Annotated in this window: 18 protein-coding genes; 3 read left to right on the top strand and 15 right to left on the bottom strand. The window is 54.1% G+C overall.

Annotated features, from left to right (window positions below):
* Positions 1–71: 71 nt before the first annotated feature.
* The 9 genes from ACUZ9Q_RS08910 to ACUZ9Q_RS08870 are packed head-to-tail and all read right to left on the bottom strand — an operon-like array spanning position 72 to position 10,490.
* Positions 72–1,760, bottom strand: coding sequence for a class I SAM-dependent methyltransferase (locus ACUZ9Q_RS08910; RefSeq protein WP_449247712.1), 1,689 nt, complete (start codon positions 1,758–1,760; stop codon positions 72–74).
* Positions 1,761–3,392, bottom strand: coding sequence for a radical SAM protein (locus ACUZ9Q_RS08905; protein WP_449247711.1), 1,632 nt, complete (start codon positions 3,390–3,392; stop codon positions 1,761–1,763).
* A gap of 2 nt (positions 3,393–3,394) precedes the next feature.
* Positions 3,395–5,587, bottom strand: a complete 2,193-nt coding sequence (locus ACUZ9Q_RS08900; RefSeq protein WP_449247710.1) for a hypothetical protein — start codon at positions 5,585–5,587, stop codon at positions 3,395–3,397.
* Between the two features lie 2 nt (positions 5,588–5,589).
* Positions 5,590–6,597, bottom strand: coding sequence for a glycosyltransferase family 2 protein (locus ACUZ9Q_RS08895; RefSeq protein WP_192113801.1), 1,008 nt, complete (start codon positions 6,595–6,597; stop codon positions 5,590–5,592).
* 2 nt (positions 6,598–6,599) lie between these two features.
* Complete coding sequence (locus ACUZ9Q_RS08890; protein ID WP_215648702.1) at positions 6,600–7,229, bottom strand: transferase; 630 nt, start codon at positions 7,227–7,229, stop codon at positions 6,600–6,602.
* Positions 7,229–7,984: an SDR family NAD(P)-dependent oxidoreductase gene (locus tag ACUZ9Q_RS08885; RefSeq protein ID WP_215648700.1), complete on the bottom strand. Its 756-nt coding sequence runs from the start codon at positions 7,982–7,984 to the stop codon at positions 7,229–7,231. The genes ACUZ9Q_RS08890 and ACUZ9Q_RS08885 overlap by 1 nt, the downstream gene beginning before the upstream one ends.
* Complete coding sequence (locus ACUZ9Q_RS08880; protein ID WP_192113804.1) at positions 7,981–8,211, bottom strand: phosphopantetheine-binding protein; 231 nt, start codon at positions 8,209–8,211, stop codon at positions 7,981–7,983. Before ACUZ9Q_RS08880 ends, ACUZ9Q_RS08885 begins: the two co-directional genes overlap by 4 nt.
* Positions 8,211–9,395 (bottom strand): 3-oxoacyl-ACP synthase III family protein, encoded by a 1,185-nt coding sequence (locus ACUZ9Q_RS08875; RefSeq protein WP_449247709.1) that lies wholly within the window; start codon positions 9,393–9,395, stop codon positions 8,211–8,213. Before ACUZ9Q_RS08875 ends, ACUZ9Q_RS08880 begins: the two co-directional genes overlap by 1 nt.
* 3 nt (positions 9,396–9,398) lie before the next feature.
* Entirely contained in the window at positions 9,399–10,490 is a 1,092-nt protein-coding gene (locus tag ACUZ9Q_RS08870; protein ID WP_233483036.1) for a DegT/DnrJ/EryC1/StrS family aminotransferase, read from the bottom strand.
* 1,456 nt (positions 10,491–11,946) lie between these two features.
* On the opposite strand from ACUZ9Q_RS08870, the gene ACUZ9Q_RS08865 reads away from it, so the two are divergent.
* Complete coding sequence (locus ACUZ9Q_RS08865) at positions 11,947–13,686, top strand: methyl-accepting chemotaxis protein (protein WP_308586368.1); 1,740 nt, start codon at positions 11,947–11,949, stop codon at positions 13,684–13,686.
* A 210-nt stretch (positions 13,687–13,896) separates the two neighbouring features.
* Positions 13,897–15,552: a sigma 54-interacting transcriptional regulator gene (locus ACUZ9Q_RS08860; RefSeq protein ID WP_449247708.1), complete on the top strand. Its 1,656-nt coding sequence runs from the start codon at positions 13,897–13,899 to the stop codon at positions 15,550–15,552.
* A gap of 138 nt (positions 15,553–15,690) precedes the next feature.
* Here ACUZ9Q_RS08860 and ACUZ9Q_RS08855 read toward each other — a convergent pair whose 3' ends face one another.
* From ACUZ9Q_RS08855 to lysA, 6 genes are all read right to left on the bottom strand, one after another.
* Positions 15,691–15,921: a dissimilatory sulfite reductase D family protein gene (locus ACUZ9Q_RS08855; RefSeq protein WP_215648696.1), complete on the bottom strand. Its 231-nt coding sequence runs from the start codon at positions 15,919–15,921 to the stop codon at positions 15,691–15,693.
* A gap of 54 nt (positions 15,922–15,975) precedes the next feature.
* Positions 15,976–17,121, bottom strand: coding sequence for a dissimilatory-type sulfite reductase subunit beta (dsrB, locus tag ACUZ9Q_RS08850; protein ID WP_449247707.1), 1,146 nt, complete (start codon positions 17,119–17,121; stop codon positions 15,976–15,978).
* Positions 17,122–17,139: 18 nt separating this feature from the next.
* On the bottom strand, positions 17,140–18,453 hold the full coding sequence (dsrA, locus tag ACUZ9Q_RS08845) for a dissimilatory-type sulfite reductase subunit alpha (RefSeq protein ID WP_449247706.1): 1,314 nt from the start codon (positions 18,451–18,453) through the stop codon (positions 17,140–17,142).
* An 872-nt stretch (positions 18,454–19,325) separates the two neighbouring features.
* Positions 19,326–20,219, bottom strand: a complete 894-nt coding sequence (locus ACUZ9Q_RS08840; protein ID WP_192112039.1) for a DUF2156 domain-containing protein — start codon at positions 20,217–20,219, stop codon at positions 19,326–19,328.
* A gap of 88 nt (positions 20,220–20,307) precedes the next feature.
* Complete coding sequence (locus ACUZ9Q_RS08835) at positions 20,308–21,720, bottom strand: MATE family efflux transporter (protein ID WP_233483032.1); 1,413 nt, start codon at positions 21,718–21,720, stop codon at positions 20,308–20,310.
* A gap of 1 nt (position 21,721) precedes the next feature.
* Positions 21,722–22,990: a diaminopimelate decarboxylase gene (lysA, locus tag ACUZ9Q_RS08830; protein ID WP_449247705.1), complete on the bottom strand. Its 1,269-nt coding sequence runs from the start codon at positions 22,988–22,990 to the stop codon at positions 21,722–21,724.
* A 413-nt stretch (positions 22,991–23,403) separates the two neighbouring features.
* On the opposite strand from lysA, the gene ACUZ9Q_RS08825 reads away from it, so the two are divergent.
* Positions 23,404–23,826, top strand: coding sequence for an FKBP-type peptidyl-prolyl cis-trans isomerase (locus tag ACUZ9Q_RS08825; RefSeq protein ID WP_192112037.1), 423 nt, complete (start codon positions 23,404–23,406; stop codon positions 23,824–23,826).
* The last annotated feature ends 41 nt before the right edge of the window (positions 23,827–23,867 follow it).

Here is a 23,867-nt window from a genome sequence, read left to right as displayed (position 1 = left end):
ATATTCGCAGAGAGCGCTGCCCTGCCAACGCGGCAGAAGGCGGAGCCGATAGTCCAGTTTCCATGGTCGGCTCAGATTGACGATTGTTGTATTTTTCTCACGGCAGCGATCATTTTACCTTCCAGCCCTGGCGAAGGCGCAATGCAAAGCCGTTTTAATATGTAGTTTACGTCAATGATGTTGTCTCGAATCAGAGGAGAAAACACATTATAGCTATCATAATTTTTTGAAGAGTCTGGCGGTTGTGGAATAAAAACGTCGTCGCAAAGCAGTATTCCGTCGTCAGCCAGCAGGTGCCAGGAATTGCATAGGTCAAATGCTACATCCGGATAGGTGTGTCCGCCGTCCATCCAGATGATGTCAAATGGACCGGAAATGTATTTGGGGAGCAGAAAACTGTTTTTCTGAATAAACGTAATGTTGTCTGCCTTAAGATTCTTTGCGCGCTGTTCTTCGAGCGTACGTTTTTTGTCGGGATTTTGCCGGCCATAGCTTGAGATGTACCGCTGTGAATCATCAGGCAGGTCGCACGTGACTATCTGCGCATGAGGGTACAGCGCAGAGAGAAAAGCTGCGGTATCACCGGAAAAAGTGCCTATTTCCAGAATCCGCCTGACTTTTTCCGGTGCAATTGCCGCCAGCGCCAGCCAGTGCTGGGAGGCGTTTTCGCACATGTCTTCATGGAAAGGGCCAGCCATGCCCAGAAGCGGCAGGGTTGCATTGGTTCTTTCAATGGCTTTTTTATAATCCCAGCCTATTTTTTCAAAACGCGCGGCCTGCAAAATGAAGGCGCTTTCAGACGGAGTATCTGCCAGCTCTATTTTTGCCTTGATAGCTGCAACGTCCTGGCTGGTCAGGTTGGCAAAACTCGCCGGGATGTCCTCCTGTTTGTCCAGAACACGCCCCGTCAGCCTTTTGTCGATCTCCACGCCGTTCCAGGTGCCCTTGTGCAGGCAGGGGAGGTCTTCAATGCCAAGCCATGAGGTAAGACGCGTCATAACGGTTGCCGTGTCGCAAACAAGATCCGTAAAGTCGATTGTCATAAAGCGGTCAGGCTGCTCGTTGGCAAACCGTGCAGCAACGTCTTTTGCCTTGATCATCCGCCTGAGCCAGTCAGATTTGAATGTTGTCAGCTCCTCCAGCGCCTCCTCGGCCGAAATCCCCCGTGTGAACGCTTCTCTTTTGCTGTGGGCGTACAATACTTCCTGCATGTCGCGCATGATATAGACGATCTTGGCCTGCGGATACGTTTGCAGGATGATTTCAAAACGGAAAAAGTCGACCTGGGGCATGCTCACGCCCCATTTGGCCTGAGGGGCATCAGGCATCAGGTACTGCCCCAGTGCGGAATACACTTCGCTGAAGACAGATTGGGCATCCAGCCGCTCCAGAGTGGCGAGCCTGTCCATAAGGGTTTTGTCGAGCCCATAAAAATCAAGGTTGAAAGGCAGCTTGACGATATTGTCGCCCGAAACGGTAAAGGGAATGTACCCTTGACGGGCAAAGCCCTCCAGGTGGCTCCAGCGCCCAGCGCATGTCAGGGCCGCACGGGCATCGCACAACTTTTCTGTTTTTTCGTCAAAATGATACAGCATGGGCGGCTTCCAGGCAGACAGGTAGCACAGGGCCGAGGCCATGAAATCATGCCAGAAGGAAAAGCTGAGTACGTCAGGATGCCCATTCAGCAGCGAGGCCAGCAGGCCCTTGCCTGAAACCTGCGAGCCGCAGAGGCAAAGAGGGGAAATTGTGCTCTTGTTCATCTATGCCTCCAGGGGGGCCCAAATGATTTCACGCTGTTTCAGGCCGTAGCGTATCAATGCCTGCTCAATGCCGGGCATGTGCAGCCTGCGGGCAAAAACTACAATGGGCAGATTGCCGTCCTTGGCAAACTCTTCCGCCATGTGCTCGGGGTTGCGTATTTCCAGCCCGTCCACCTTGGCCGGAGCGCTGCCCACGTCCACCAGAAAGCAACGGGCGTTCACATTGCTGAAAAACTGGCGGTATTGACGCCATGCGGCACCGCAGCCCCAGAAATAAACTTCTCGACCAGCGAGGGCCCTGGCGCGTTTTTCCACCTCGCCCAACAGAACAGTGTTGAACAGGGTATGTATTTTGTCGGGCAGGGCGGCCAGCTCTTCAAAGGAACAGTCCTCGCCGGGAAGCTGCGCAAAAGCCTCGTCGTCAAGCAGGCAACGCAGATAGAGCATCAGGCCGCGATAGTAGAGATGCCGCTCGTGCCTGTGTTCAGGCAGCACGAATGGATATTGGTCGTACAGGGCATCAAAGGGCAGCCCCTGATACAGAAAGTATCTGCGTTTTGGGGCGAGGTGCGGCCCTTCAACTATGGGCAGGTGAACAACCCTTTTGAGGGCTTCGGCGTATTCCGCGTCCGTATCCACGCAAAACAGGCTTTCATCGTTGTCCTTGAGGCGCAGAGGTACGTTAAAACCTTTGAAAAACGATGGGAGGTCCTCGTCCTCAACAATGTCTTCGCGGTAGTTGCCGGGGTACCAGGTCTTTGCATAGCGCTCAATGGTGTCCACATCGTACTGTTGATCCACAACACTTACCTGATCGTTGAGGCGAATCAGCTTGCGCTTGCGGAAGTCGCCCAGCAGGCCTGGGCTGAAAAGTTCGCCCCTGTGGCCAAGTAATTGACGCTCGCCGGGCAGGCACATGCCGCAACGCGGGCAAAGCTGGCTGACCTGTTCCTGAAACTCATGCGGCTTGCGCTTCCACCATCCGGCCTCAACGGGCCATGCGTTGGCGCCGTCAAACAGCAGCATGTCCAGAGCTGCGCCCACTTCGCAAAAGTAGGCCCCGTGAATGTTGACGGTGGGGCTCCAGCAGCGTTGCAGCCAGCAGTTGTTGATGAGCTTCCACATCAGGGCCTTGTCGGGTACGGCCTCTTCTACTGCAATGGTCAACGGGTGATGACTGCACGAGGTCATCTGTTCTTCGTTATGGGGGTTAAAGCGGATGGTGCGGTAGGTGCGCGTCATGTCCGAATTGGTTTCCGGCCACTGCGTCCACGGATATTCCGGCTTCCAATTGTACAGCGAATTGGGATCCAACGGCGTGGTGCTGACGGTCTTGGGCGTGCTGGGCAGGCCAGACGTGAAGATGTTCAGCTTTTCCTGCGGCAGATGTTTGCGCAGCAGAGCGTTGATTTCGTCAAACTGCGGGTGGAGCAGGGGTTCGCCGCCGATGATGCTGACCTCTGTGGGCCAGTCTTTATAGGCAAGAATAGCGGCCTCTATTTGTTCCAAAGGCATGTGACGCCGTTGATCCGGTCGCAGATGGCGCTCATATCTTGTGCAGTATACGCACGAGTGGGGGCAAACAGTCGTAATGTCGATAAGTGCGCTCCAGCGCTTGTAGATATAGTCCACAATTATACTCCGGATGTAGCAATAAATGTGTTGTAGTCGCGCTCGTCAAGGACGGATTTAGCCTCACGATGCCAGACTGAAAATAGTGGGCCGAGAGGTGTCATCCAGTCGCTGCGGTGTACTGCGCCGGGGGCGAAACGCCATGGTTTGTTGCAGTTAAGGTAGTGCAGAAAAAACGGCACATTACCAGACAGCACAGATCCATTAAACATGTTAAACCTGTCATCAAGCGGCATGCAGAAATTTTCATCCAGCATGCAAAAGAAATTCAACAGAGTTTCTTCATTATAGAAGAGGAATTCCGGGCCTATCTTTGCATATGCCTGAGTGCTTTGCCGTGAAAACTGTATTTTTGCCAGTGCTGCATTGTTAGCAAAAACTACGCCAGGATTGTTTAGGGGGGCAAGCCAGTTCCGGGGGGGAAGCCCTAATTCCTTTTCAATGCCTGTATGATTGTCGGTAATGGAAAAAGATCTGGCAGCAGGGTTGGCCCCGCTAATGGCAACATAGGGCGTGCGGGCAAAAATTTCATTCGGGCGGAAGGGCTGCACGCAAACAATGTCGGCGTGCAAACCCAGGCTGAAAGTATAGCCCCGCTCGTAGAGCATCTCTGGCGCAAAAAGTTGCACATAGGCTTCGGGCGTTGTGTGCATGTGCTTGATGTCAAAGCTGTTTCCATCGCCGCTATGCAAGACTTCAATATCATATTTGCGCAGCAGTGCCTTTCCTGCGTCTGACAGACGGTGGGCATCGGTAACAAAAAATGCATCGGCTTGTGCTGTTCGACGGCGCGTTGATTCCAGCGCCACAATGGCGGGGAAAAGATAATTTTCATCGCCCGCGCAAAACAGGGCGTAGTCTTTTTGCCTGCTTGCGGTCATCGGCAAGGGGCCAGTTGGCTCTTCTTGCTCAAAAATGTGGCGCAGGCCGTGCAACAAAAGATCCTGGCGGGCCAGAGCGGCCTCGCTGCGCGCTTGCGCCAGGCCAGCTGCAACGCTGCTGCTGTCGCTGTCATCAAAGTCACTGCCGCCGCCACGGAAAATAAGACGCACGTTGGGCAGGGGCGGGGTAGCACCCTGTGCTCTAGAGTCGGCCTGATGCGCCGCTTTGCGCAGCACAAGCGATGCCCAGAAATCAGCGGTGAAGCATGAGCGTGCAGGAGTCAAAGCGTGCTGCGCCGCGGTTGTGACCAAGGTATCAGGGCCGAACGAAACAGGCGAAGGCGTAAGCTGCACAACGCTTTTTCCAAACCAGCGGGCCTCATCAAGCCTTTTGCTGTTCAGACCCACCACCGTGCTGATGGACGGGTGCGACAGCATCATGACAGTATTTTTTAAAAAAAGATGGGGTGCTGGCAGCATTACTGCGTTCAGTTCTTGGCGCAGCAGCGCTTCATCCTGCCCGGAAAGGCCGGGCCCGGGCGTGTACGGCCCGTTGCGGTTCACATATGCCAGAACAACAGGGTGCTGTTCCGCCAGATCCCGCAGTGTTTGCGCGTGCGCGCTGAAGCTGTCGCGCTGATTGTCCGGGGTCAGAGGCAGGGGATCCATCCAGTCCTGAGCCAGCACAAGCAGGGAGTTTTCAGGAATATAGTTTAAAAAAGCATTGGGGGCGTAGCGCGCTTTCTGCCAGTCTGCGCAGCGTTCTATCTCTTCATCCTCCAGGCAGTTGAGGCCCAGAGTTTGAGCGATTTCCGGCACATTGGTGGAAAAAGCAAAAACAAGATCGGGCAAGAAACTCGCCGGATGGATATGGGCATTGATCCAGTCTATACCGCAGGCGGTGAGCACGCTGGTTGTGAATGTGGAAAGGCTGTAGCCAACCACAAGCACATTTTCGCAATGCTGGGCGTTGGTAAGGATGTGCTGCCTGGCAAATGCGCAGGCCTCTTCAGTCACGCCTTGGCGGCACAGGCAAAGCCAGTCGTTCTGCTCGGGGGCCGGAGTGCCGTTGGCGTTGGCGTAAAAACGGCGCACATCCTGCCGGGCCTGATCGTTGTGCTGTACCAGCCGTACGGAAAGCTTCGTGCCCTGAGCTGCTGGGAGGCGGCAAAGATGGAAAAAGCTTTCGGCAAAATAGTGCCAGTGCATTTCTGCTTTTATTGGCGAAAGGGGTCTGACTGGCGGCAGCCGAAAAAAGTCGCCCAGAAAAACCACTTCGCGCCAGTGCGCGGCGGATTGTTGCTTTGCGTCCATGATCAAAACGGCTTGTTGGGCTTGGGTTGCAAGGTTTGCAGGCAACCGAGTATTTTTGCGGCATTGTGACGGTTGCCGAGCAAAAGCACCTTTATGAACGTGCGGGCATCCGTATGCCGCAGCATGGCGTCAAGGGTCGCGTCTGAAATGATCATTCCGTCCTTGTTAACCGCCGCCGTGCTTGCGTGCCCCACCTTTACGCTCAGATGTTCCGTCAGCACGTTGCGTAGCGCATCCTGCAGGGATTGCGGGCATCCGTGCTGCTCAAAGTAGGCGGGCAATTCCTGCAACATATGCCATACGTAAGTGGCGCGTTCCGGCCCTTCAGCGAATTTCATTCTTTCGTTGGAAAAGTCGTAGGCATAGCCGTAGGCTGCGTGCGGGCTGCCAACATATTTTTGGGCATGAAAGGCTGTGGTCAGGCAGATGCAGGCGTCTTCCACAAAGCGCCGCACACTGCTGCGCTCCAACGCATCGCACGCCTTTAACGCAACGCTGCGGGAGAGAAATTTGTTCCAGACCGTGGACTGCTGCTGGAAATTGGGTGAGGTAACGTAGGTTTGAAAGATGTCCTGTCCCGTCAGATGCTCTACGGGCGGATCCATGGTAAGAAACCATGCGGCAAAACTACCATCGGCATTGATGCGGGCAGTGCGAAAGTGCAGAATATCCGGCTGCTCGCGTTGAAAAAGAGCCACGTTTTTGCCCAGTGATTCCGTGCCCCATATGAGGTCGTCGGCATCGGCAAAACCAATGATGTTTCCTTTGGCGGCCCGCATGCCCTCTAATCTGGCCCGCATAGTGTAAATGGGGGCAGTATGCGGCAGAAGGGTTATATTGAGTCCCTTCGTTCTATAGGCTTCGACCAGTGGCAGGCACGGCTCGTCCGAGCAGTCATCGACCAGCACTACCTCAATATCCTTGAAGTCCTGAGCCAGGACGCTGTCCAGAAGATGGGGCAGGCATTGCAGATGGTTGTGGTGCGGTACGATGAGCGAGAGTTCCGGCATGGTCAGTCTATCCTCATTGCCGGGTTGCCCGCCATGCGCCAACCATCGCGGCAACCCTTATAAATGTACGCGCCGGGCGCGATAATATTGCTGTTGCCGATGTTTGCCCCTGGCAGCACAACGGAGCGCACCCCAAAGGCGTTTCCATCGCCAATATGCGTATCGCCCAAAATCAGGGCGTAGGGTCCAAAAAAGTTGCCATCGCCAATGACAGCGTCATGCCCGACAACAACAGCGCCATTGAAATAATTGGCATTGCCAATGATTGCATCGCACGAAAAATGGCAGTTGGCAGTGACAATCATTGCTTCACCCACATGAGCGCTTTCGCCCACGTAGGATGACGGGTGCACGAGGTTGCAAAAGCTCGCGCCACGCGCCTTCCACTTGGCGTAGGCCTTGAGGCGCAGCTCCGGTGAAGCGATGCCGATGACAAATACATCATCCTGTTCAGGAACGAAGGCATCGTCCACGCCTATTTCCATTTCTGCAAGGTTGCGCAGTTTTTGCGGATAGCCTTCAAAGGACAAAAAACCCTTGAAGCGCAGTCTGTCGCCCCAGATTTCCTGCGCCATCCAGTAGCATTCTCTTGCTGCCGAAGAATTGCCGATGATTACAAGATTTTTATCCATCAGTAGCGTCCGCCGTCCATAACTACAGTTTGGCCTGTTATCCATTTACCGGAGTCACTCAGCAAAAATACTATAGTCTGGGCCACGTCTTCGGGGGTGCCAATGCCCAAAGGATAGGCTGCCAGCGCCTGATCGCGTGCATCAGGGCTGAGCATTGCGAAATATTGTTCGCTCATGGGTGTGCGGACCATGGCCGGAGCAACTGCGTTGATCCGTATGCCCTGAGGGGCCAGCTCTCTGCTCAGGCTTATGGTTGCCGCCTGTATGGCCGCCTTGGCGCCGCCATATGCCGCAAGCCCGGCTTCTTTGGCAAGGGCGGCGGCTGAAGACAGAAAAATAATTGAAGAACCCTGGCCCATGTTATTGCGCTTGTCGGCAAAGCCTCTTGCCAGTAGCAGGGGCGCATGGACGTGTATATCATAAAGGCTTGCAGCAGCGTTTCTGTCGTACGCGCGCAGGGGCATAACCGCGGCATAGCCCGCGCAACAGACAAGAGCGGTCAGTTTGCCGTATTTTTGACGCAAACCGGCAACCCATTGCGGCAGTGAATCCATATCCTCTTGCAGGTCGCGTGGCTCAATGTGCAAGGATTCTTGATGCGCGCATGAATTTTTAAGGTTCTGGAGCCGGGGCATGTCGCGTCCGCTGGCAATGACGGTAGCTCCCATCTGGTTGCACAGAAGGGCTACTGCCATGCCAATGCCAGAGCTGGCGCCTGTGACAAGAACGCGATTTTCCGGCGTCAGCATGGTCATGCGATTTTGCCTTCCCCAAGGCTCATGAGGTCTGCAACGGTGTTCACGTCTTTGTATTGCGAAAACCGGGTCTTTACCCCAAGTTCTTTGTCAAACAGGGCAATGCACGACATGATCGACAAAGAATCCCATTCCTCCATTCCTGTGAGCTTTGTGTCGGGAGTAATCGGGGTGTCCGTCTGCAAAATATCTTGCAGAGTTGCAAAGAATTTTTTTTGCTCGAGCATTATAATTCCTCCTTGGGAGGGGGGGGCGTTTTTTTTCCTGTAATTTTGTTTTGCCAGTAGGCCAGGTATTCTTGCTGCGTCATGGTATCTGCTGGGGGATCAAAATCAGAAACACCCGTACAGACAATGTTGTCTGTATCCATAATGGCGGATGCCCAGGCAAGCCCTACGCCGAATCCGCACAGCATCAGGCGCTGTTTTTTACTGAACTCAATCTCCTGCCACGCATCGCACAACGCTGTTGGTATGGAGGCTGCGGCAGTGTTGCCGAATTTGCTGAAAGCCCCCATTATTGTCTTTTGCTGTGAAAAACCAGCAGCTTCCGCAATCATGGACATGATCTGCTTGTTAGCCTGATGGGGTACAAACCAGTCGATGTCTTCCGCGTTCATGCCTGCCCAGGCGAGTGTTTCAATGATATGCGGCGGAACCGTGTTGACCGTAAAGTCAAAGATGGCGCCGCCATCCATAAAAATGTTTGTCAGTCGCCAGGGCGTGCCGTTGGGGTCGTGCAGATACTCGCAGTATGCGGCATAGTCTTCAACATTTTTGGGCAGAGGCAACCTGTAGCCGCCAGCGGGAATCATCAGGGATTCTGCGCCGCCGCCATCAGAACCCAGAGAGAACCACGACCGCCTCTCGATCTCTGAATACTCCACAATGGTGGCGCTGCCTGCATCGCCGAAAACCGGTGTGACTACCCGGTTGTCTCTGTCAAGCGTCTGGCACATGCCGTCGCCCACCAGCAAGAGCACCCGTGAAGCTGCTCGGCTTTCTACCAGAGAGAAAGCAAGCCAAAGACCGTAAACGTAGCCGGAACAGCCCTGATTTACGTCAAAAGCTGCACAGTGTTGCGAAAGGCCCAGCTTTTTTTGAAGAATGCAGGCTGTCGCGGGCAGTATGTGGTCGGGCCGTTGAGTCAAAAATATGATGACATCAATTGACTTACGCTCGATTTTCATATTGCTGAAAAGGATTTCAGCCGCCTGACGGCTCAAATCGGAAGGCGTAATACCAGGTTGAGACACTCGACGGCAATCCATGCCCACTATTTTGGTCATCCGGTTGGCTTTTTTAATATCGCCATTAAAATATTGCAGTTCATCTTCAAGGCGGATTTCGTCTTTGGGAACTACGGTGTGTATGCCGGAAATTTTTGCATGAAAAAATTGTGATTGCGCCATAATCTAACCTTCCAGGCAATGGTTGATGCAGTGCGCTATGCGCTCTACAATTTCTTCCTCCAGCCCCGCATAGAGAGGGAGGCAAAGAACCCTGCGCGCTACGCTTTCTGCCACAGGACACGGCAATGCATTTTTGATGTAGGGCAGCGTGTTCAATGACGGATAAAAGTACCGCCTGGGGAAAATATTATCCTTGGCAAGGGTATGCACAATTCGTTCCAAAATTTTTTCATCATCAAGAATTACGGGGTAATATGCATGATTCCAAATCAGGCCCTGGCGCAGGGCCGGTCGTCGCAACCCCTTGTCTGGCAGAAGGGCATCATACATTGCACTAACAATGCTGCGTTCTGCAATGTTTTCACGCACTTTATCAAGAATGCACAAGCCCATTGCGGCATGCAGCTCGGAAAGTTTGGCGTTTATACCAAGCCGGAAGTGCTGATTCCCCTGATGCCCATAGGCGCGCATCAGCAGAAAGGCCTCTCGCGCTTCGTCTGTTTGGGTGACAAGGCAACCGCCTTCTACAGTATTGAACACCTTGGTTGCGTGAAAGCTGCATGCAGCGGCGTCTCCATAGCTTAATAGGCTACGGTTGTTGTACGAAGCGCCAAAAGAATGCGCTGCATCATACAGGACGCGCAGGTCATGATTTTTAGCCAGTGCATCAAGTGAATCTACATCGCAAATATTGCCGTAAATGTGCACTGGAAGAATACCAGCAGTCTCTGGGGTGAGTCTTTCGGCAACACTTTGGGGATCAAGGCAACAGGTTTCCTCGTCGATATCGGCAAATACAACGTTGCAACCTTCCCAGAGCAATGCTGAAAGAGTTGCAACATAGGTAAAGGGTGTCGTGATGACTGTTTTGCCCGCCATGCCAAGTACATGCAGGCCCAGCTGCAAGGCTATGGTGCCGTTGGCGCATACATTGACTCGTGGCGTTTCCAGAAACTGGGCGAGCCGAATCTCCAATTCTTGTGAAAAGGGGCCATGATTTGTCAAATGCTGGGAAGCAAAAATTCGCGAAACATAGGCAGCATATTCTTGCTCTGTTGGCATCAGTGGACGCGTGACGTAACAAGGAGTGTTCATATGAACCCCGATATTTTGCGGGTAAAACTGCTAGCCTTCCCCCATGTGGACGGGGAAAGATAAATTATGTCTAACTTGCATTATTAAGCGAACGCCCACTTTTCGCAAAGGGTATGGGCCTGAAATACACCGCGCCACTTCAGTGGAACATGCTTTTTCTGCCAAGTTTCTTCGCTATAGACACCCTTATTATGTTCTTCTGCTCGTGAGATTCATCATTGGTGGAATGCATATTTGCAAGCCAACGGTCGTCATATCTGCCGGTGCCCCATATCCCTCCACGCCATGCAGGGTGATATCCAATTCCTTTTAATTGTCCCAAAACTGTCATCCCGTCTATTGGTGGCTGGCGATATATGGTATCCGTCTATTGTTGATAGCAAAAAAAAGATGCCATAAAATCAATATCTAGACAATCTTGTGACTGCACTATTTGAAAATATGTCTTTGTGATTATTTCGAGGGGAATGAATTTCTGATCGTCAATCGTGATCCGCGGGGGCTGCTGGCCTGGCAGGCAAAAAAATGCGTCAATCTTGCGTGTTGATTAGCTCTTTTTCTACAATACCCGTGCAAAATTCAGATATCTGATGCGCGTCCGTTGGCAACCGAAGTGAAAATTTTTTAAAAGTTGTAGCGCGTTTTTTGAAAAGCAATGCTAATCGTTGTGCCGGAGAATGGGCCTGAACCTCTTTAGGCAGCTTGTACAAGGTTCCCAGCGATAATGCGCAAGGTGCATACAAGGTCCGCGAGGTATCTGCTTCCATTGAAAGCGGACAGCGGGATGATTGTTTTAAAATTTTTCTCACGGGCAGCACGCCCGTGCAATATTTGCCTGCGGCGCGCTGAGAGCAATCTTGGCGCGCCTTTTGTTTGGGTTAGTAGAAATGTTTTATGCGACATTTAAGCGTGTTATCGCATGGAAGATGCATTTTGTGGGTAGTCTGTATATTCTGTGCATTAGCCGCATGTATTGAATTTTTGTTATGCAAAATTGATCTTTTTAGTGGTGAATTGAAGATTGATAGCTAACTATTCTTTATAATGTAACATATGTATTTAATATGGTGGTTGTTGTTTGGATATATTATGTTGAGGTTATGTTATAATATATTGTTATTGCATGATAAAAAAATTCATTTAACTTCTAATGTTATCATGGCTTATGCCGATATGCTTGATATTGTGCAGTTTGTATTGACTTCAAGAGTAGTTTGTTGTTTGTATCTATATAAATTTTTACCTTGATCGATAGCAAAAGTGCTGGTTCTAGCAATATGTTTGATTCTGTGCCTGTTTCTTAATTATTTTGAGGCGCATTTTTAGTGATGCATGTTTGATGCCCTAATGTTTTGTGATTCGCAATTGTGGGGGACTTATGAGTATCAAGCTGAAAGTTTTACTTCTATCAATACTCGGGCCAACGCTTCTTGCCATTCTGGTATTTGCATACGCAATGCAGAGCATATGGAAGTCTGAAGAAGAGGCTGTCCTTCAATCAGCACGCGGCATTGTCAGCATGGCTGAATCGGCGCGCCAGGAAATGGCCCTTAAGTTCAATGGTGTTATCAAGCCGCTTGATGAGATTTCGCGCGATAAACTGGTTGATGCCGTGCCGATCATCACGGCAATAAAAATGGCGCGGCAAAATGCGAGCAAGCTTGGTTACCGGTTTCGTGTGCCCAAATATTCCCCGCGCAATCCAGAAAATACGCCCAACGAGCTGGAAAAAACCGCCCTGGACAAAATCAAGTCGCAGGGCCTCACTGAGCTTGTAGTGCGGCAGCCCGACGCCATCCATTATTTTAAGCCAATAGCTCTGACCGCAGAGTGCATGTACTGCCATGGCGACCCAAAGGGTGCGCCAGACCCCATTGGCGGCATCAAGGAGGGCTGGAAGGAAGGCGAAATCCATGGGGCGTTTGAAATAATCTATTCTCTGGATGATGCCGTTAAAAGAACCCAGAACGCTGCCTTTGCTATTGGAGCAGCAACTATTATCATATTGGTTTTAATTGTGTGCGCTGTATGGTTTATCATGCGCAACAGCCTTGTGAACCCTCTTTTGCGGCTTCAGATATTTGCCCACCAGATTTCCGAGGGGGAACTGGATACGCAGCCAAAGGGCTCCTTTAAAGCGGAATTGCAGGCTCTGGAGCGCTCCCTGACAGCCATGGTGTCCCGCCTGAAAGAAAAGATACTTTTTTCCGAGCAAAAAACGGCAGAGGCCGAAGAGTCTGAAGCCCGCGCGCAGCAGCATGCCCAGGAAGCGTCTGATGCCAGGGACGATGCCCTTAAATCGCGTGCTGCGGGCATGGTCGAAGCTGCCAATATGCTTGATAGTGTTGTCGGCTCCGTTACCTCGGCATCGCAGGAAATTTCAGCCCAGGTTGAGCAATCCAGCAATTTCGCCTTGAGCCTCTCAAACAGCATGAATTCTGTTGCCGCTGCCATGGATCAGATGAATACCTCTGTTCATGAGGTATCAACCAATGCTGCGCAGGCTTCATCTTCCTCTGAACTGGTAAAAGTCAACGCGAATAAGGAACTTGGCGAAGTTCGCAATATGGTTGAAGCCATCAAGTCTGTGCAGACCATGGCAAACAGCCTGAAGACCGGAATGAGCGAACTGGGGCATCAGGCAGAAGACATCGGAAAAATTATGAATGTCATTAACGATATTGCAGACCAGACCAACCTGCTGGCCCTGAACGCAGCCATTGAAGCCGCCAGAGCGGGGGATGCAGGCAGAGGCTTTGCCGTGGTTGCTGACGAAGTTCGCAAACTTGCAGAAAAAACCATGCTGGCCGTAACGGAAGTGGGCGATGCCATCAAGGCCGTGCAGCAGGGAACGCGAAACAATGTCAACAGTGTTGATGCGGCTGTGGAGGCCATCTCAAAAGTCAACGGCATGGCGGAGGGAACAGGGGAAGCCATCAGCCAGATCACACTCCATGTGAATGAAATGGCTGGGCAAATTCAGGCCATTGCTCGCGCTGTGGATGAGCAGACGCATGCATCTGCTGAAATAACGCAATCCATCTCCGCGGCAGACCAGAATACGTCCGAGACATCGGCGGCGCTTCAGGAGATATCAACGGCACTGATTGATCTTTCGCAGCAGAGTCAGGTTCTTGAGTCTCTTATTACCAAACTGCGGAGTGGTGCAAAGCAGATTACGGCAAAGCTTGATTAGTGGTGAGCAAACAGCGCGGAAAGGCCGCGTTAGCCACTGGTTTTTATTTGCATGGATAAGCTCGGGCGGGCAAGCATATCGCCTCCAGCACGCCAATAGTTTGTAAATAACGATTGAGCGCGTTCCTGGGGGCGGTGCATTGCCCGCCTTAACTTTGCCTCAGGCATGCGGAATTGCGGAGTACAGGCCTGTGCTATATACTCCAGCCCTATGATTATTCTTGGCGACAGAGATATCAAAACCCTCCTTCTGGATCTGGCGCAACAGCGCGCAGTGGAAGACGTGCTTTCGCTGGCAGTCAAAAGCCTCGGCACCGCGCGTGATTCGGCGCTGGTGCGCATATGGCTTGTGGAACCGGATACTGCCTGCCCCACATGCATGGATAACGCAATCTGCGCGGGCCGGGGGCGATGCCTGCATCTCAAGGCCAGCTACGGCAAATCCCGCACCGATGGCAGGCTGTGGACAGAAACGGAACTGTCTGGATTTTACCGCTTCCCCCTTGGCAGCAGAAAGGTCGGGGCCATTGCCCTGACCAACAAACCACTTGAAGTTGCCCGCATTGACGGCACAGAGCCCTGGATTGCAGACCCGCAATGGATCGAGCGGGAGGACATTGTCAGTTTTGCCGGGCAGCCTCTTGTTTGCCGGGGGGAAACCCTTGGCGTCATAGCGGTTTTTTCGCGCGGCATGCTTGAAGCGGGGACCCTTGAACTCTTGCGCATGGTTGCCGATCATATCGCCTATGCCATTGCCAATGCACGTCTTTTTGAAATAGCCGATGCCAGCAACCAGAAAAAAGAGCTGGAAAACGCTCACCTGCGCGAGGAACTCTGCGAAGCGCGCAAGTTTACGGGCATCATCGGCGAAAGCGCCGCAATCAAGGAAATCCGCGAACAGATTCAGATTGTCGGCGATACGGAAGCAACCGTACTCATTCAAGGCGATTCCGGCACGGGCAAAGAACTTGTCGCCCATGAGCTGCACAAGCACAGCAAGAGAAAAAACAGCCCGTTTATCAAGATAAACTGCGCCGCAATCCCGCCGCACCTTTTTGAAAGCGAATTTTTTGGTCATGCCAAAGGGGCTTTCACTGGCGCTATCAATGACCACATGGGATTTTTCCAGCTTGCTGACGGCGGAACCCTTTTTCTTGATGAAATCGCCGAAATCCCGCTGGAGCTTCAAGGCAAGCTGTTGAGGGTCATACAGGACGGAGAATTTCGCAGAGTCGGCGAAGGCAAAAGCCGCCGCACCGATGTGCGGATCATCGCCGCCACGAACAAAAATCTGAAGCAGGCCATCCAGAACAAGACATTCAGGGACGATCTGTACTACCGCCTGCAAGTCTTCCCCATCATCATGCCCAATCTTAACGAGCGGGAAGAAGACATCCCCCTGCTGGTGCGGCATTTTATCGGCGTTTTTTGTAAAAAAAATGGTCGCTGCACTTTTGACCTGTCGGAAGAACAGATGCTCAGGCTGCGGCGCTATAGCTGGCCGGGCAACATCAGGGAATTGCAGAATTTTGTTGAAAGAATGGTCATCACCGGGCGGCCAGAGCAGGCCCTGGCCTATCTTGCCCTTTGCGGGCCAGCGGATCTGTCGGAAAAAGCCTGCGGCGAGCCTGCCAGCGGCCCGCAAAAGATTTTCACGGAAAAGCAGATGCGGCACATGGAAAAAGCCAATCTGAAAGCCGCGCTGGAGCGCACAAACTGGCTCATATACGGCAACCGGGGCGCTGCGGCCCTGTTGGGGATAAAACCAACAACCCTTATTTCCCGGCTCAAACGGTTTGACCTGTATAAGCTCCGCCCGGCATCCATATCTTTTGACGAACCAAAGGATTTTTCCGGGGCCGACTAATTCATGCAGTTCCCCATGAAAAAAGGCGAAGTTCCGGCGGCAATGGCGTGCTCCGAAACTTCGCCTTTCACATCATCTGCCTGCAGTGCAGATCAGCTCAGGACGAGGTTAATGAGGGCTGTGGAGGAACGGCATTTCCTATCCCTCGCCTTCGGCCTGGCTTTGCTTTCCAGCCCCCTTGAGGCCGTACATGGTTGTACTGCCTGAGGACCAAAATTCCATCACTTCGCATTGCACCATTGAAGTCAGTATCTTTTTTACTTCTCTGGGGCCTTTTTCAGGAAAAATATCCAGAAAGTCTTTGAAGTAAAACTTGGTTTTGTTTTTCTCAGCGATGAAATCAACGATTTTTTGTTGATCCGGCGTCATAGGAACCTCATTGTCGTGGGCACCCCGCAGAGGGGAGCGGGGTGCCCCAGACTGTTAGAACTTGAACTGCGTGCTCTGCCGCCAGGTGTAGTAGGCGGGGTCGCGGAAGTCGTCGATAAGGTGGTGGGTGAATTCAAGGCCGGTCATCTTGAAGAAGGTTTCCCAGCCGATGCGTTCAGCCCAGTCGCCCAGACGTTCGTACTTGTTGGCGTTGGCCGCGTACACATCCACAATATGCTTGATGGTTTTGGTCAGTGTGGGCCAGCGGGGCGGTTCGTTGGGGATGTAACCCACAACGACCTTGGAGAACTTGGGCATGCTGATGCGGTTGGAAACCTTGCCGCCAACCATGATGGCAACACCATCACCCTCGGCATCCGAGATGGGCAGCGCGGGGCACATGGTGTAGCAGTTGCCGCAGTACATGCAGCGGTCTTCCTTGATGGCGATGGAGTTCACCTTTTTGCCGTTATGTTCCACCTTGGTGGGGCGCACAGCGGCGGTGGGGCAGGCGGAAACAGCCAGCGGGATTTCGCAGAGCTGGTCAGCCCATTCGTGGTCGACCATCGGGGGCTTGCGGTGGATACCCACAAGGCCGATGTCCGAGCAGTGCACAGCGCCGCACATGTTAATGCAGCAGGCAAGGGCGATGCGCACCGGGGCAGGCATGCGCATGTCTTTAAACTCTTCAAACAGGGCATCCATCACAGCCTTGACCGGGCCGGAGGCGTCGGTGGCGGGAGTGTGGCAGTGCAGCCAGCCCTGGGTGTGCACCATGTTGCTGATGCCAGCGCCGGTGCCGCCCACGGGGAACTTGAACGAACCGCCGTCAAACTTGCGGCTGTTCAGGTCGTCGCGCAGAGCTTCCATAGTGGCCTTGTCTTCCACCATGAATTCAATATTGCTGCGCGTTGTCCAGCGCAAATGGCCGCCGCAATACTTGTCGGCAATATCGCACAGCTCGCGGATATGCGTGATGGACATGGTACGCGTGCCGCCAATGCGCACCGTGTAGCAGGTTTCGCCGCTTTCGGCCACGTGCACGAGCACGCCGGGCTCCAGAATCTCGTGATAAAGCCATTTGCCAAAGTTTCTGGCAATTACAGGCGGAAAGAATTCATTATATTTGCGGGGGCCAATATCGCTGATACGGCCTTCCATCGGTTTTGCGGGATTGTACCCGGAAGAAATAAAAGCCATGTTCTTCTCCCCCTTTGACTAGCGTTGATGGCGTTTGCGGTAAGCAGCAAGGTCACGGGTCCAGCCGCCAGGCACTTCTTCTTCCTTGAAGAAGATGTACGGGTTGGAACGCGGTTCCTTCACATGGTAGGCAGCGGCGGGAGTGTCGGTGACTTCCAGCAGCTTCTGGAACGACAGGCGCTTCATGGTTTCACCCACGCGCTCGCGGTTCTTGCCTTCTTCCATCCACCAGTCCCAAATCTTTTCGATGACTTCTTTCACGTCATCGTAAGGGGCTTCACAGGAAACGAAAGGCACGAGCAGCGAACCCATCTGGGCGCCGTCCACCACGGGGGCCTTGGCGCCCACGAGGATGCTCGCGCCGCGTTCGTCACCGATGTGCAGAGCGCGGGGCATGGTGTTGATGCAGTGCATGCAGCGCACGCAGTCGGCGGTCTTGATGGAAAGCTTGGAGCCGTCCCACTTCATGCACTTGGAGGGGCACAGATCCACGACTTCCTTCTGGATGTCGAACTTGCCCCAGTCACGGCCGGAGTGAGCGCCGGCGTTGGGGGCGAATTCGCCGCCAACGTAGCCCTTCACGGCGTCCTGGTCGATCTTGATGTCGTCCTTCCAGGTACCGACAACGGCAAAGTCGGAGCGCGCCATGGCGCACACGCAGCCGTTGGGGCAACCGTCGAACTTGAACTTGAACTTGTAGGGGAAGGCGGGACGGTGCAGTTCGTCCTGATAGTCCATGGTCAGCTGGTAGCACATGTCCTGCGTGTTGTAGCAGGCATATTCGCAGCGCGACTGGCCAAGGCAGGCTTCAGGCGTACGCAGGTTGGAACCGGAACCACCCAGGTCGACGTTCATCTTGTGGGTCAGTTCGTGGAAGATTTCTTCCAGCTGGGGGGTCTGGGTACCGAGCAGCACGATGTCGCCGGTGGAGCCGTGCATGTTGGTCAGACCGGAACCACGCAGATCCCAAATGTCGCACAGGTCGCGCAGGAACTTGCTGTGGTAGTACTTGCCGGAAGGCTGGGCCACACGCATGGTGTGGAAGTGCGCCACGCCGGGGAACATTTCGGGCTGGTCGCAGTAACGGCCGATAACGCCGCCGCCGTAACCGAACACACCCACGATGCCGCCGTGCTTCCAGTGTGTTTCCATTTCATTGTAGGAAAGCTCAAGCACACCCAGAAGGTCTTCAGGGCAGTCCACAGGGATCTGATAGTCGACATTGTTGGCATTGGCCGCGCGATGCGCAGCTTCCTGCTTGATATCGGATACAAAGCTCGGCCATGGACCGGATTCAAGCTGATCCAACTGCGGCGTTGCGAATTTTGACATCATCACACCTCAAAAGTTCATTGTTCTGTCCAGCCCAGAGCACAAAGCCAGACATTGATCGAGCAAAATCAAATACCACCGGAAACTGTGCAAAGCACGGCAAGTTGCCCGCACGTTATCCGTGGTTTCCTTTTGCCTGCTTCAGCCCAATATGCTTTCCCCAACGTGTAGGAGGAACAGCATCATTGGTCCGTAGTATTCAAAAACCAAGCCGTTACATATTATTCCTTTAATTGCGGTGTGTTGTCGTATTTTCTGCTCATTTAGCGCTCTCAGCAAAAATGATATTTCATAAATAAAAACGAAATTTCGTTGTTTTTACGCAAATAGTGCTGTGCTTGAGCGCTGTTGCTCTGCGTGGGAATATGGGCAGTTGCTTGATTGGCTCTGGAATCTGAGGGGGAGGGTGGCTAAAAAATATTTTTTTCCGAGGAAGGGCGGGAGGCGATATTTTTTCTGATGGGGCCTGAAGGACACTTCTGCGCATACCGCGTATCAGATTAATATTGCAGATTAAAAAATTTCAAGGCAGGGTGTCACAGGCAGATAACTGTGAAGGTAAGGTTATTTTTTGTCTACTGGTATCTCATGTTGACAGGAATACCAATTATGGCATGATTCAACCACCTCAACTGTTTTTTTCGTGCAATTCCCCGGCTTCTGTCGGGGTTTTGCATTTGTTTTGGTTGTCAGCCAAAGGAAATTTTTCAACTGGCTGCGCGCCGGGAAAACAGCAATAAACAGCAAGGCCGCACAAATAAAAAACCGCGCATACCGCCCTGATATAGGACGGCTGCGCGGTTTTATGTCTTTCAGGCCCGAAGCGCGGTGAACAGGGATTGCTCCCCACACTCCGTCGCGGCTGCCAAACGTCAGCTCTTGCGGATGCGCACCTTGTACTTGCGCAGAAAGTCGGCAGGCAGGTAGGTCATCTTGGCCTGACGCAGACCTTCTTCGTCCAGATCCTGCGCCCGGTTGATGTAGGTAAATCCTGCGCCCGCGTTGCGCGAGAACAGGCAGTTGATGGTCTGGTACACGCCCTTGAAGCCGTTGAGCCCTTTTTCGTAATGCACGCCAAGGTTTGCGCCGTCCAGATTTTCGCCCACGCTGAAGGCCACCATCTTGCCGTCCACATAGAGCGAACCGCCCACAAGCCCGGTAAAACAGTTCCAGTGGCTGAGCACTCGGTTGATGGCTTCGTTCTCGGCCCTGAGCGAAGGCGATTCCTCGCATTCGTGCCACTGGCACCAGTCGTCCTGCACGGCCAGCACGTCTTCAACCATGGCGTCGTCCAGCGTATGGTAGTCCGGCTGGCCGTAGGTCTTCACATAGCTGTTGAGATGATTTTTCTTTTTATGAAAGCGGTTGCCCGGCAGTTCCGCCAGTTCTTCCTGTTTGTACAGGTATTCCCACTGGCCGCGGTCTTCATCCGCATCCACAAGGCCGGGCAGTTCGCGCTGCCAGATTTCCAGCAGCTTTTCCGGCACGCGGGTGATGTTGTGGGCCTCGGGGTTGAAGCCGCAGGGCAGCAGATCCTTCCACGAAACCGCGTTCCAGTCGCCCACAGGGGCCCAGCACACGGCATAGGGCCGGGTCTGGCGGATCCAGCAGAGGTTGTCCTCAAAGCACCATTCAAGGCCGTAGTAATCCTGCCAGCCCCACAGGTTTGCCAGGGTGTAGTCCAGTGAACGCTGGGGAGTGCGGCCCCACAGTTCGTAATACTGTTGGCGTCCTTCCAGGCTGACAGGGGTAAAGGTCTTGCTCACAATCGTCTCCTCGCGTCTCAATGCGCAAATGCATGACAGTGCGCGGGCGCATGCCAGGGTGCCGCCATTGCGGCCTCTCGGGCGGTATTTACGGGGTTTGCGGCTGACGGCAGCGGCTCATGGCAAAGCGCGTCCAGTCGCTGAAAAGCACCACATAAAGCATGATGCTGGTTTGCAGAATCTGGGATACGAGCATGGCCACAAATACGCCCGAGGCCGTGCCCCAGAGCATGTGACCAAGCAGCCAGCCCAAGGGCAGGCGCACCAGCCAGAAACTGCCGCCAAAAATCATGAGGTTGTACTTGGTGGCACCGGCTCCCGTCATCACGCCGCCCATGACAGTGCTTGCGATGGAAAAGGGCGTGGAGAGCAGGTTATAGGTAAGGTAGCTCACAATTTGCGCTTGCGTGCCCGGCTCCTGCGAGAGCAGGTGGGCTACCTCCTGCCGGAAGGGCCAGAGCAGGGCGGCCATAAAGCTCATGGCCACAGCCGCAAGCGTCACCATATTGAGGGCCACGCGGCGGGCCTCGGCGGATTTGCCCGCACCAAGGCTGTTGCCCACCAGCACGGCTACGCTCATGTTGAAGGCCATGCCCGGCAAAAACAGCAGGGCTTCCACCCGCAGACCGGCATTGAGACCGGCCAGCGCGTTGACGCTGTCGGAGGGCAGTGACGCCACCAGAACAAACAGCATCATGTAGCCGGACTGCCATACGATCTGCGCCGCGCCTGCAGGCAAGGCCACCTTGAGCAGGTAGGGCAGGCCAGCGCGGAGCCAGCGCAGGGAGGGCAGGGATTTGCGGTTCAGATAGCCGGAATGCGCCAGCAGCACGCAGTTGCATACAGCGCCAAGATACTGCGCGCCCACATTTGCCCAGATCAGGCCCATATAACCCATGTTGGGCATGCCAAACCAGCCGAGCCCAAGGCCAAGGCAGGCCAGCAGGTTGCACAGACACACGCCGGAGGCAACCCACAGGGGCGGCAAAACCTGACGCGTGGCGCGGAACATGACCCCAGTTGACGCGTACAGATACTGCGCGGGCAGACCAAGCATACTGGCAGCCCACATTTCGCGGGTTTGCGGCATGATGCTTTCAGGCACCATGAGCACGCGCAGTATGCCGTCGCTGAAGAGAGCGGCTGTCAGGGCCACAAGAAGGCCAAGCCCCATGCAGCCGATAACTGTTGTGCCGATATAGCGTTGGGCGCGCATGACCTTGAGCGCGCCCAGCGACTGGCTTACAGCCGCCGTAGCGCCGCTTGAAACAGCCATGGCGACCACCATCAGCAGGATGCTGCACTGGTTCACCATGCCCAGCGCCGCCTGAACGTCCGCGCTGATCTGTCCGGCAACCCACACAGCCACAAAGCCCATGAAGAACATAAGGTACATCATGAGCATCTGGGGCCAGGTCAACCGCCAGACCGCGCGGGGGGAAGTGCTCAGGTCGGGCGCGGGCCGGGCCTGCTGCGCGGATGCGCCGCGTAATTGTGTCACATTAATCCATCAGGCAGCGCGCAAGATCCTCAAGGGTTTCGCGGCGGCGGATAAGTTTGGCAGTGCCGTCGCTTTGAATGAGAACTTCAGCGGGGCGACGACGCTGGTTGTAGTTGGAACCCATAGTAAATCCATAAGCTCCGGCGTCAAGTACCCCAAGCACATCTCCCTCGCACATAACGGGCAATTCGCGTTCCTTGGCAAGGATATCGCCGCTTTCACAAATATTGCCCACAATGGTCTGCACCATGTTTTTGCGGGCCTGGGTGTCGGCCCCGTAGATTTCCACATCGTGGAAGGAATCGTACATGGCGGGGCGCACAAGCACGTTAAAGCCCAGATTGGTGCCCACGTAACGCTTGTCGCCATTATTTTTGACGGCAAATACGGTGCCCAGCAGCACGCAGCATTCGGCGGCCACATAGCGGCCCGGTTCCACAAGAAAACGGCCCTTGTAGCCGGATTTTTCAGACCAGCCCGCAATGAGCGCGTGCAGGCGTTCGCCAAGGTCGGCCATGCTCAGGCGGGCCTGACCTTCGTACTTGTGGTAGGGAATGCCAAAGCCGCCGCCAAAGTCGATGACTTCAAGCTTTGCCAGCATGCTGGCGGGCAGGCGGTCGGCAAGATGCAGCAGCACTTCGGCGGCATCAAGGTAGCCGCCTGGTTCCATAAAGAGCGAGCCGATGTGCTGGTTGATGCCAGCCAGCGTGAGGTCGTGTTTTTCCAGCAGGGCAAAAACCTCGTCCAGCTTGTCGGGGGTGACGCCAAACTTGGTTTCCTTGCCCGCGGTGATGACCTTGGCATGGTGGCCTGCGCCAATGCCGGGGTTAAAACGCACCATGACCTTGCCGCCCTTGTTGATGCGGCCAAGGGTATCAAGCTGCGAGAGGGAATCCACACTGATAAGCAGCCCGCGCGAAACCGCGTTTTTCAGCTCGGCTTCGGAATTGTTGTTGGAAATGTACAGAATTTCGGCGGGCGTAAAACCGGCCAGCTCGTCCATGTACAGTTCGCCGGGGCTCATGGCGTCCACCACCAGCCCTTCTTCGCGCACTATGCGCAGCAGGGCGGGGGTCGCATTGGCCTTGACAGAATAGTTCACGCCGAAACCGGGGTGTTTGGAAAGCCCCATAAGGTCGCGGCAACGCTGCCGCAGCACGTTCTCATTGTATACATAGAGAGGGGTGCCAAAGGTTTCAGCCAGCTCGCGGGGGGTGTGGCGGCCATAAAAGTTGCATTCGTCGGTGTACGTGGAGCGGATATCGGACATAAAAATACCTCTGAGATACCTCTGAAAGATTGCGTGTGCCGCCCGAACAAGAGCGGGGTTTTCCCGTTGAGAGCAATTGCTGATTATTAGTGTCGCATGGCACTCTGTCAAGCCTGCAAGCGGCTGTTACGGCGGAGTGACAGCCGTGTCGCGTCAGGGCGGGATGCAACTGCGGCGGTTGCATTTTTACCGCAATGGCACGCAAAAGATCAAAGCCCGCAAACCCGCGCTGGCAGGGGGATTGAAGGCATTAACGGCAACGTTGCAGATTGACAGAAGGCCCCCGGCGTGTTTTGCTTGCACTTTACAATCGGGCGTTATTCTTTTCGCGGGCGGGTTTCTGCCCTGGCAGCTTCTGCCGACAATGCGGCACACTGCCGCAGACCGCCCACACACACTGCAATGGAGTAGTTATGCCTATTAAAAAAGGCGATACGGTGCGCGCGCATTACACGGGTACCCTTGACGATGGCACGGTGTTCGACTCTTCGCGTGAGCGCGAACCCCTGGAATTCGTGATGGGCAAGGGTATGCTGATCCCGGGTTTTGAATCCGCCGTTGACGGTCGCGAAGCGGGCGAAACCGTTACCGTGACCGTTGCGCCTGATGATGCCTACGGCGAGGCTGATCCCGAACTGGTGTTCACCGTTCCCCGCGCCCAGGTGCCCGACCATATTCCCCTTAACGTGGGCGTGCCTTTGCAGCTCTCCAACGAGCAGGGCCAGATGGACGTGACCATCACCGAAGTTGGCGCGGACGAAATCACCCTTGACGCCAACCACCCCCTCGCTGGCAAGACGCTGACGTTTGAAATCGAAATCGTGAGCGTGAACTAAAGCGGTTTCTGGTTCGCGCTTCCGGTTTTGCCTCTGCCTTT

The sequence above is a fragment of the Desulfovibrio desulfopostgatei genome, assembly GCF_053570645.1.
Note: the sequence above shows the minus strand (reverse complement) of the source record. Positions and strands in the feature narration are given on the sequence as shown.

Coding starts and splice junctions, on each gene's coding strand:
- ACUZ9Q_RS08855 (WP_215648696.1), bottom strand. CDS start 15,921: ATGACGCCGGATCAACAAAAAATCGTTGATTTCATCGCTGAGAAAAAC.
- ACUZ9Q_RS08885 (WP_215648700.1), bottom strand. CDS start 7,984: ATGACCATGCTGACGCCGGAAAATCGCGTTCTTGTCACAGGCGCCAGC.
- ACUZ9Q_RS08900 (WP_449247710.1), bottom strand. CDS start 5,587: ATGGACGCAAAGCAACAATCCGCCGCGCACTGGCGCGAAGTGGTTTTT.
- ACUZ9Q_RS08875 (WP_449247709.1), bottom strand. CDS start 9,395: ATGGCGCAATCACAATTTTTTCATGCAAAAATTTCCGGCATACACACC.
- ACUZ9Q_RS08880 (WP_192113804.1), bottom strand. CDS start 8,211: ATGCTCGAGCAAAAAAAATTCTTTGCAACTCTGCAAGATATTTTGCAG.
- dsrA (WP_449247706.1), bottom strand. CDS start 18,453: ATGTCAAAATTCGCAACGCCGCAGTTGGATCAGCTTGAATCCGGTCCA.
- ACUZ9Q_RS08890 (WP_215648702.1), bottom strand. CDS start 7,229: ATGGATAAAAATCTTGTAATCATCGGCAATTCTTCGGCAGCAAGAGAA.
- ACUZ9Q_RS08860 (WP_449247708.1), top strand. CDS start 13,897: ATGATTATTCTTGGCGACAGAGATATCAAAACCCTCCTTCTGGATCTG.
- ACUZ9Q_RS08825 (WP_192112037.1), top strand. CDS start 23,404: ATGCCTATTAAAAAAGGCGATACGGTGCGCGCGCATTACACGGGTACC.
- ACUZ9Q_RS08895 (WP_192113801.1), bottom strand. CDS start 6,597: ATGCCGGAACTCTCGCTCATCGTACCGCACCACAACCATCTGCAATGC.
- ACUZ9Q_RS08865 (WP_308586368.1), top strand. CDS start 11,947: ATGCAGAGCATATGGAAGTCTGAAGAAGAGGCTGTCCTTCAATCAGCA.
- dsrB (WP_449247707.1), bottom strand. CDS start 17,121: ATGGCTTTTATTTCTTCCGGGTACAATCCCGCAAAACCGATGGAAGGC.
- lysA (WP_449247705.1), bottom strand. CDS start 22,990: ATGTCCGATATCCGCTCCACGTACACCGACGAATGCAACTTTTATGGC.
- ACUZ9Q_RS08910 (WP_449247712.1), bottom strand. CDS start 1,760: ATGAACAAGAGCACAATTTCCCCTCTTTGCCTCTGCGGCTCGCAGGTT.
- ACUZ9Q_RS08870 (WP_233483036.1), bottom strand. CDS start 10,490: ATGAACACTCCTTGTTACGTCACGCGTCCACTGATGCCAACAGAGCAA.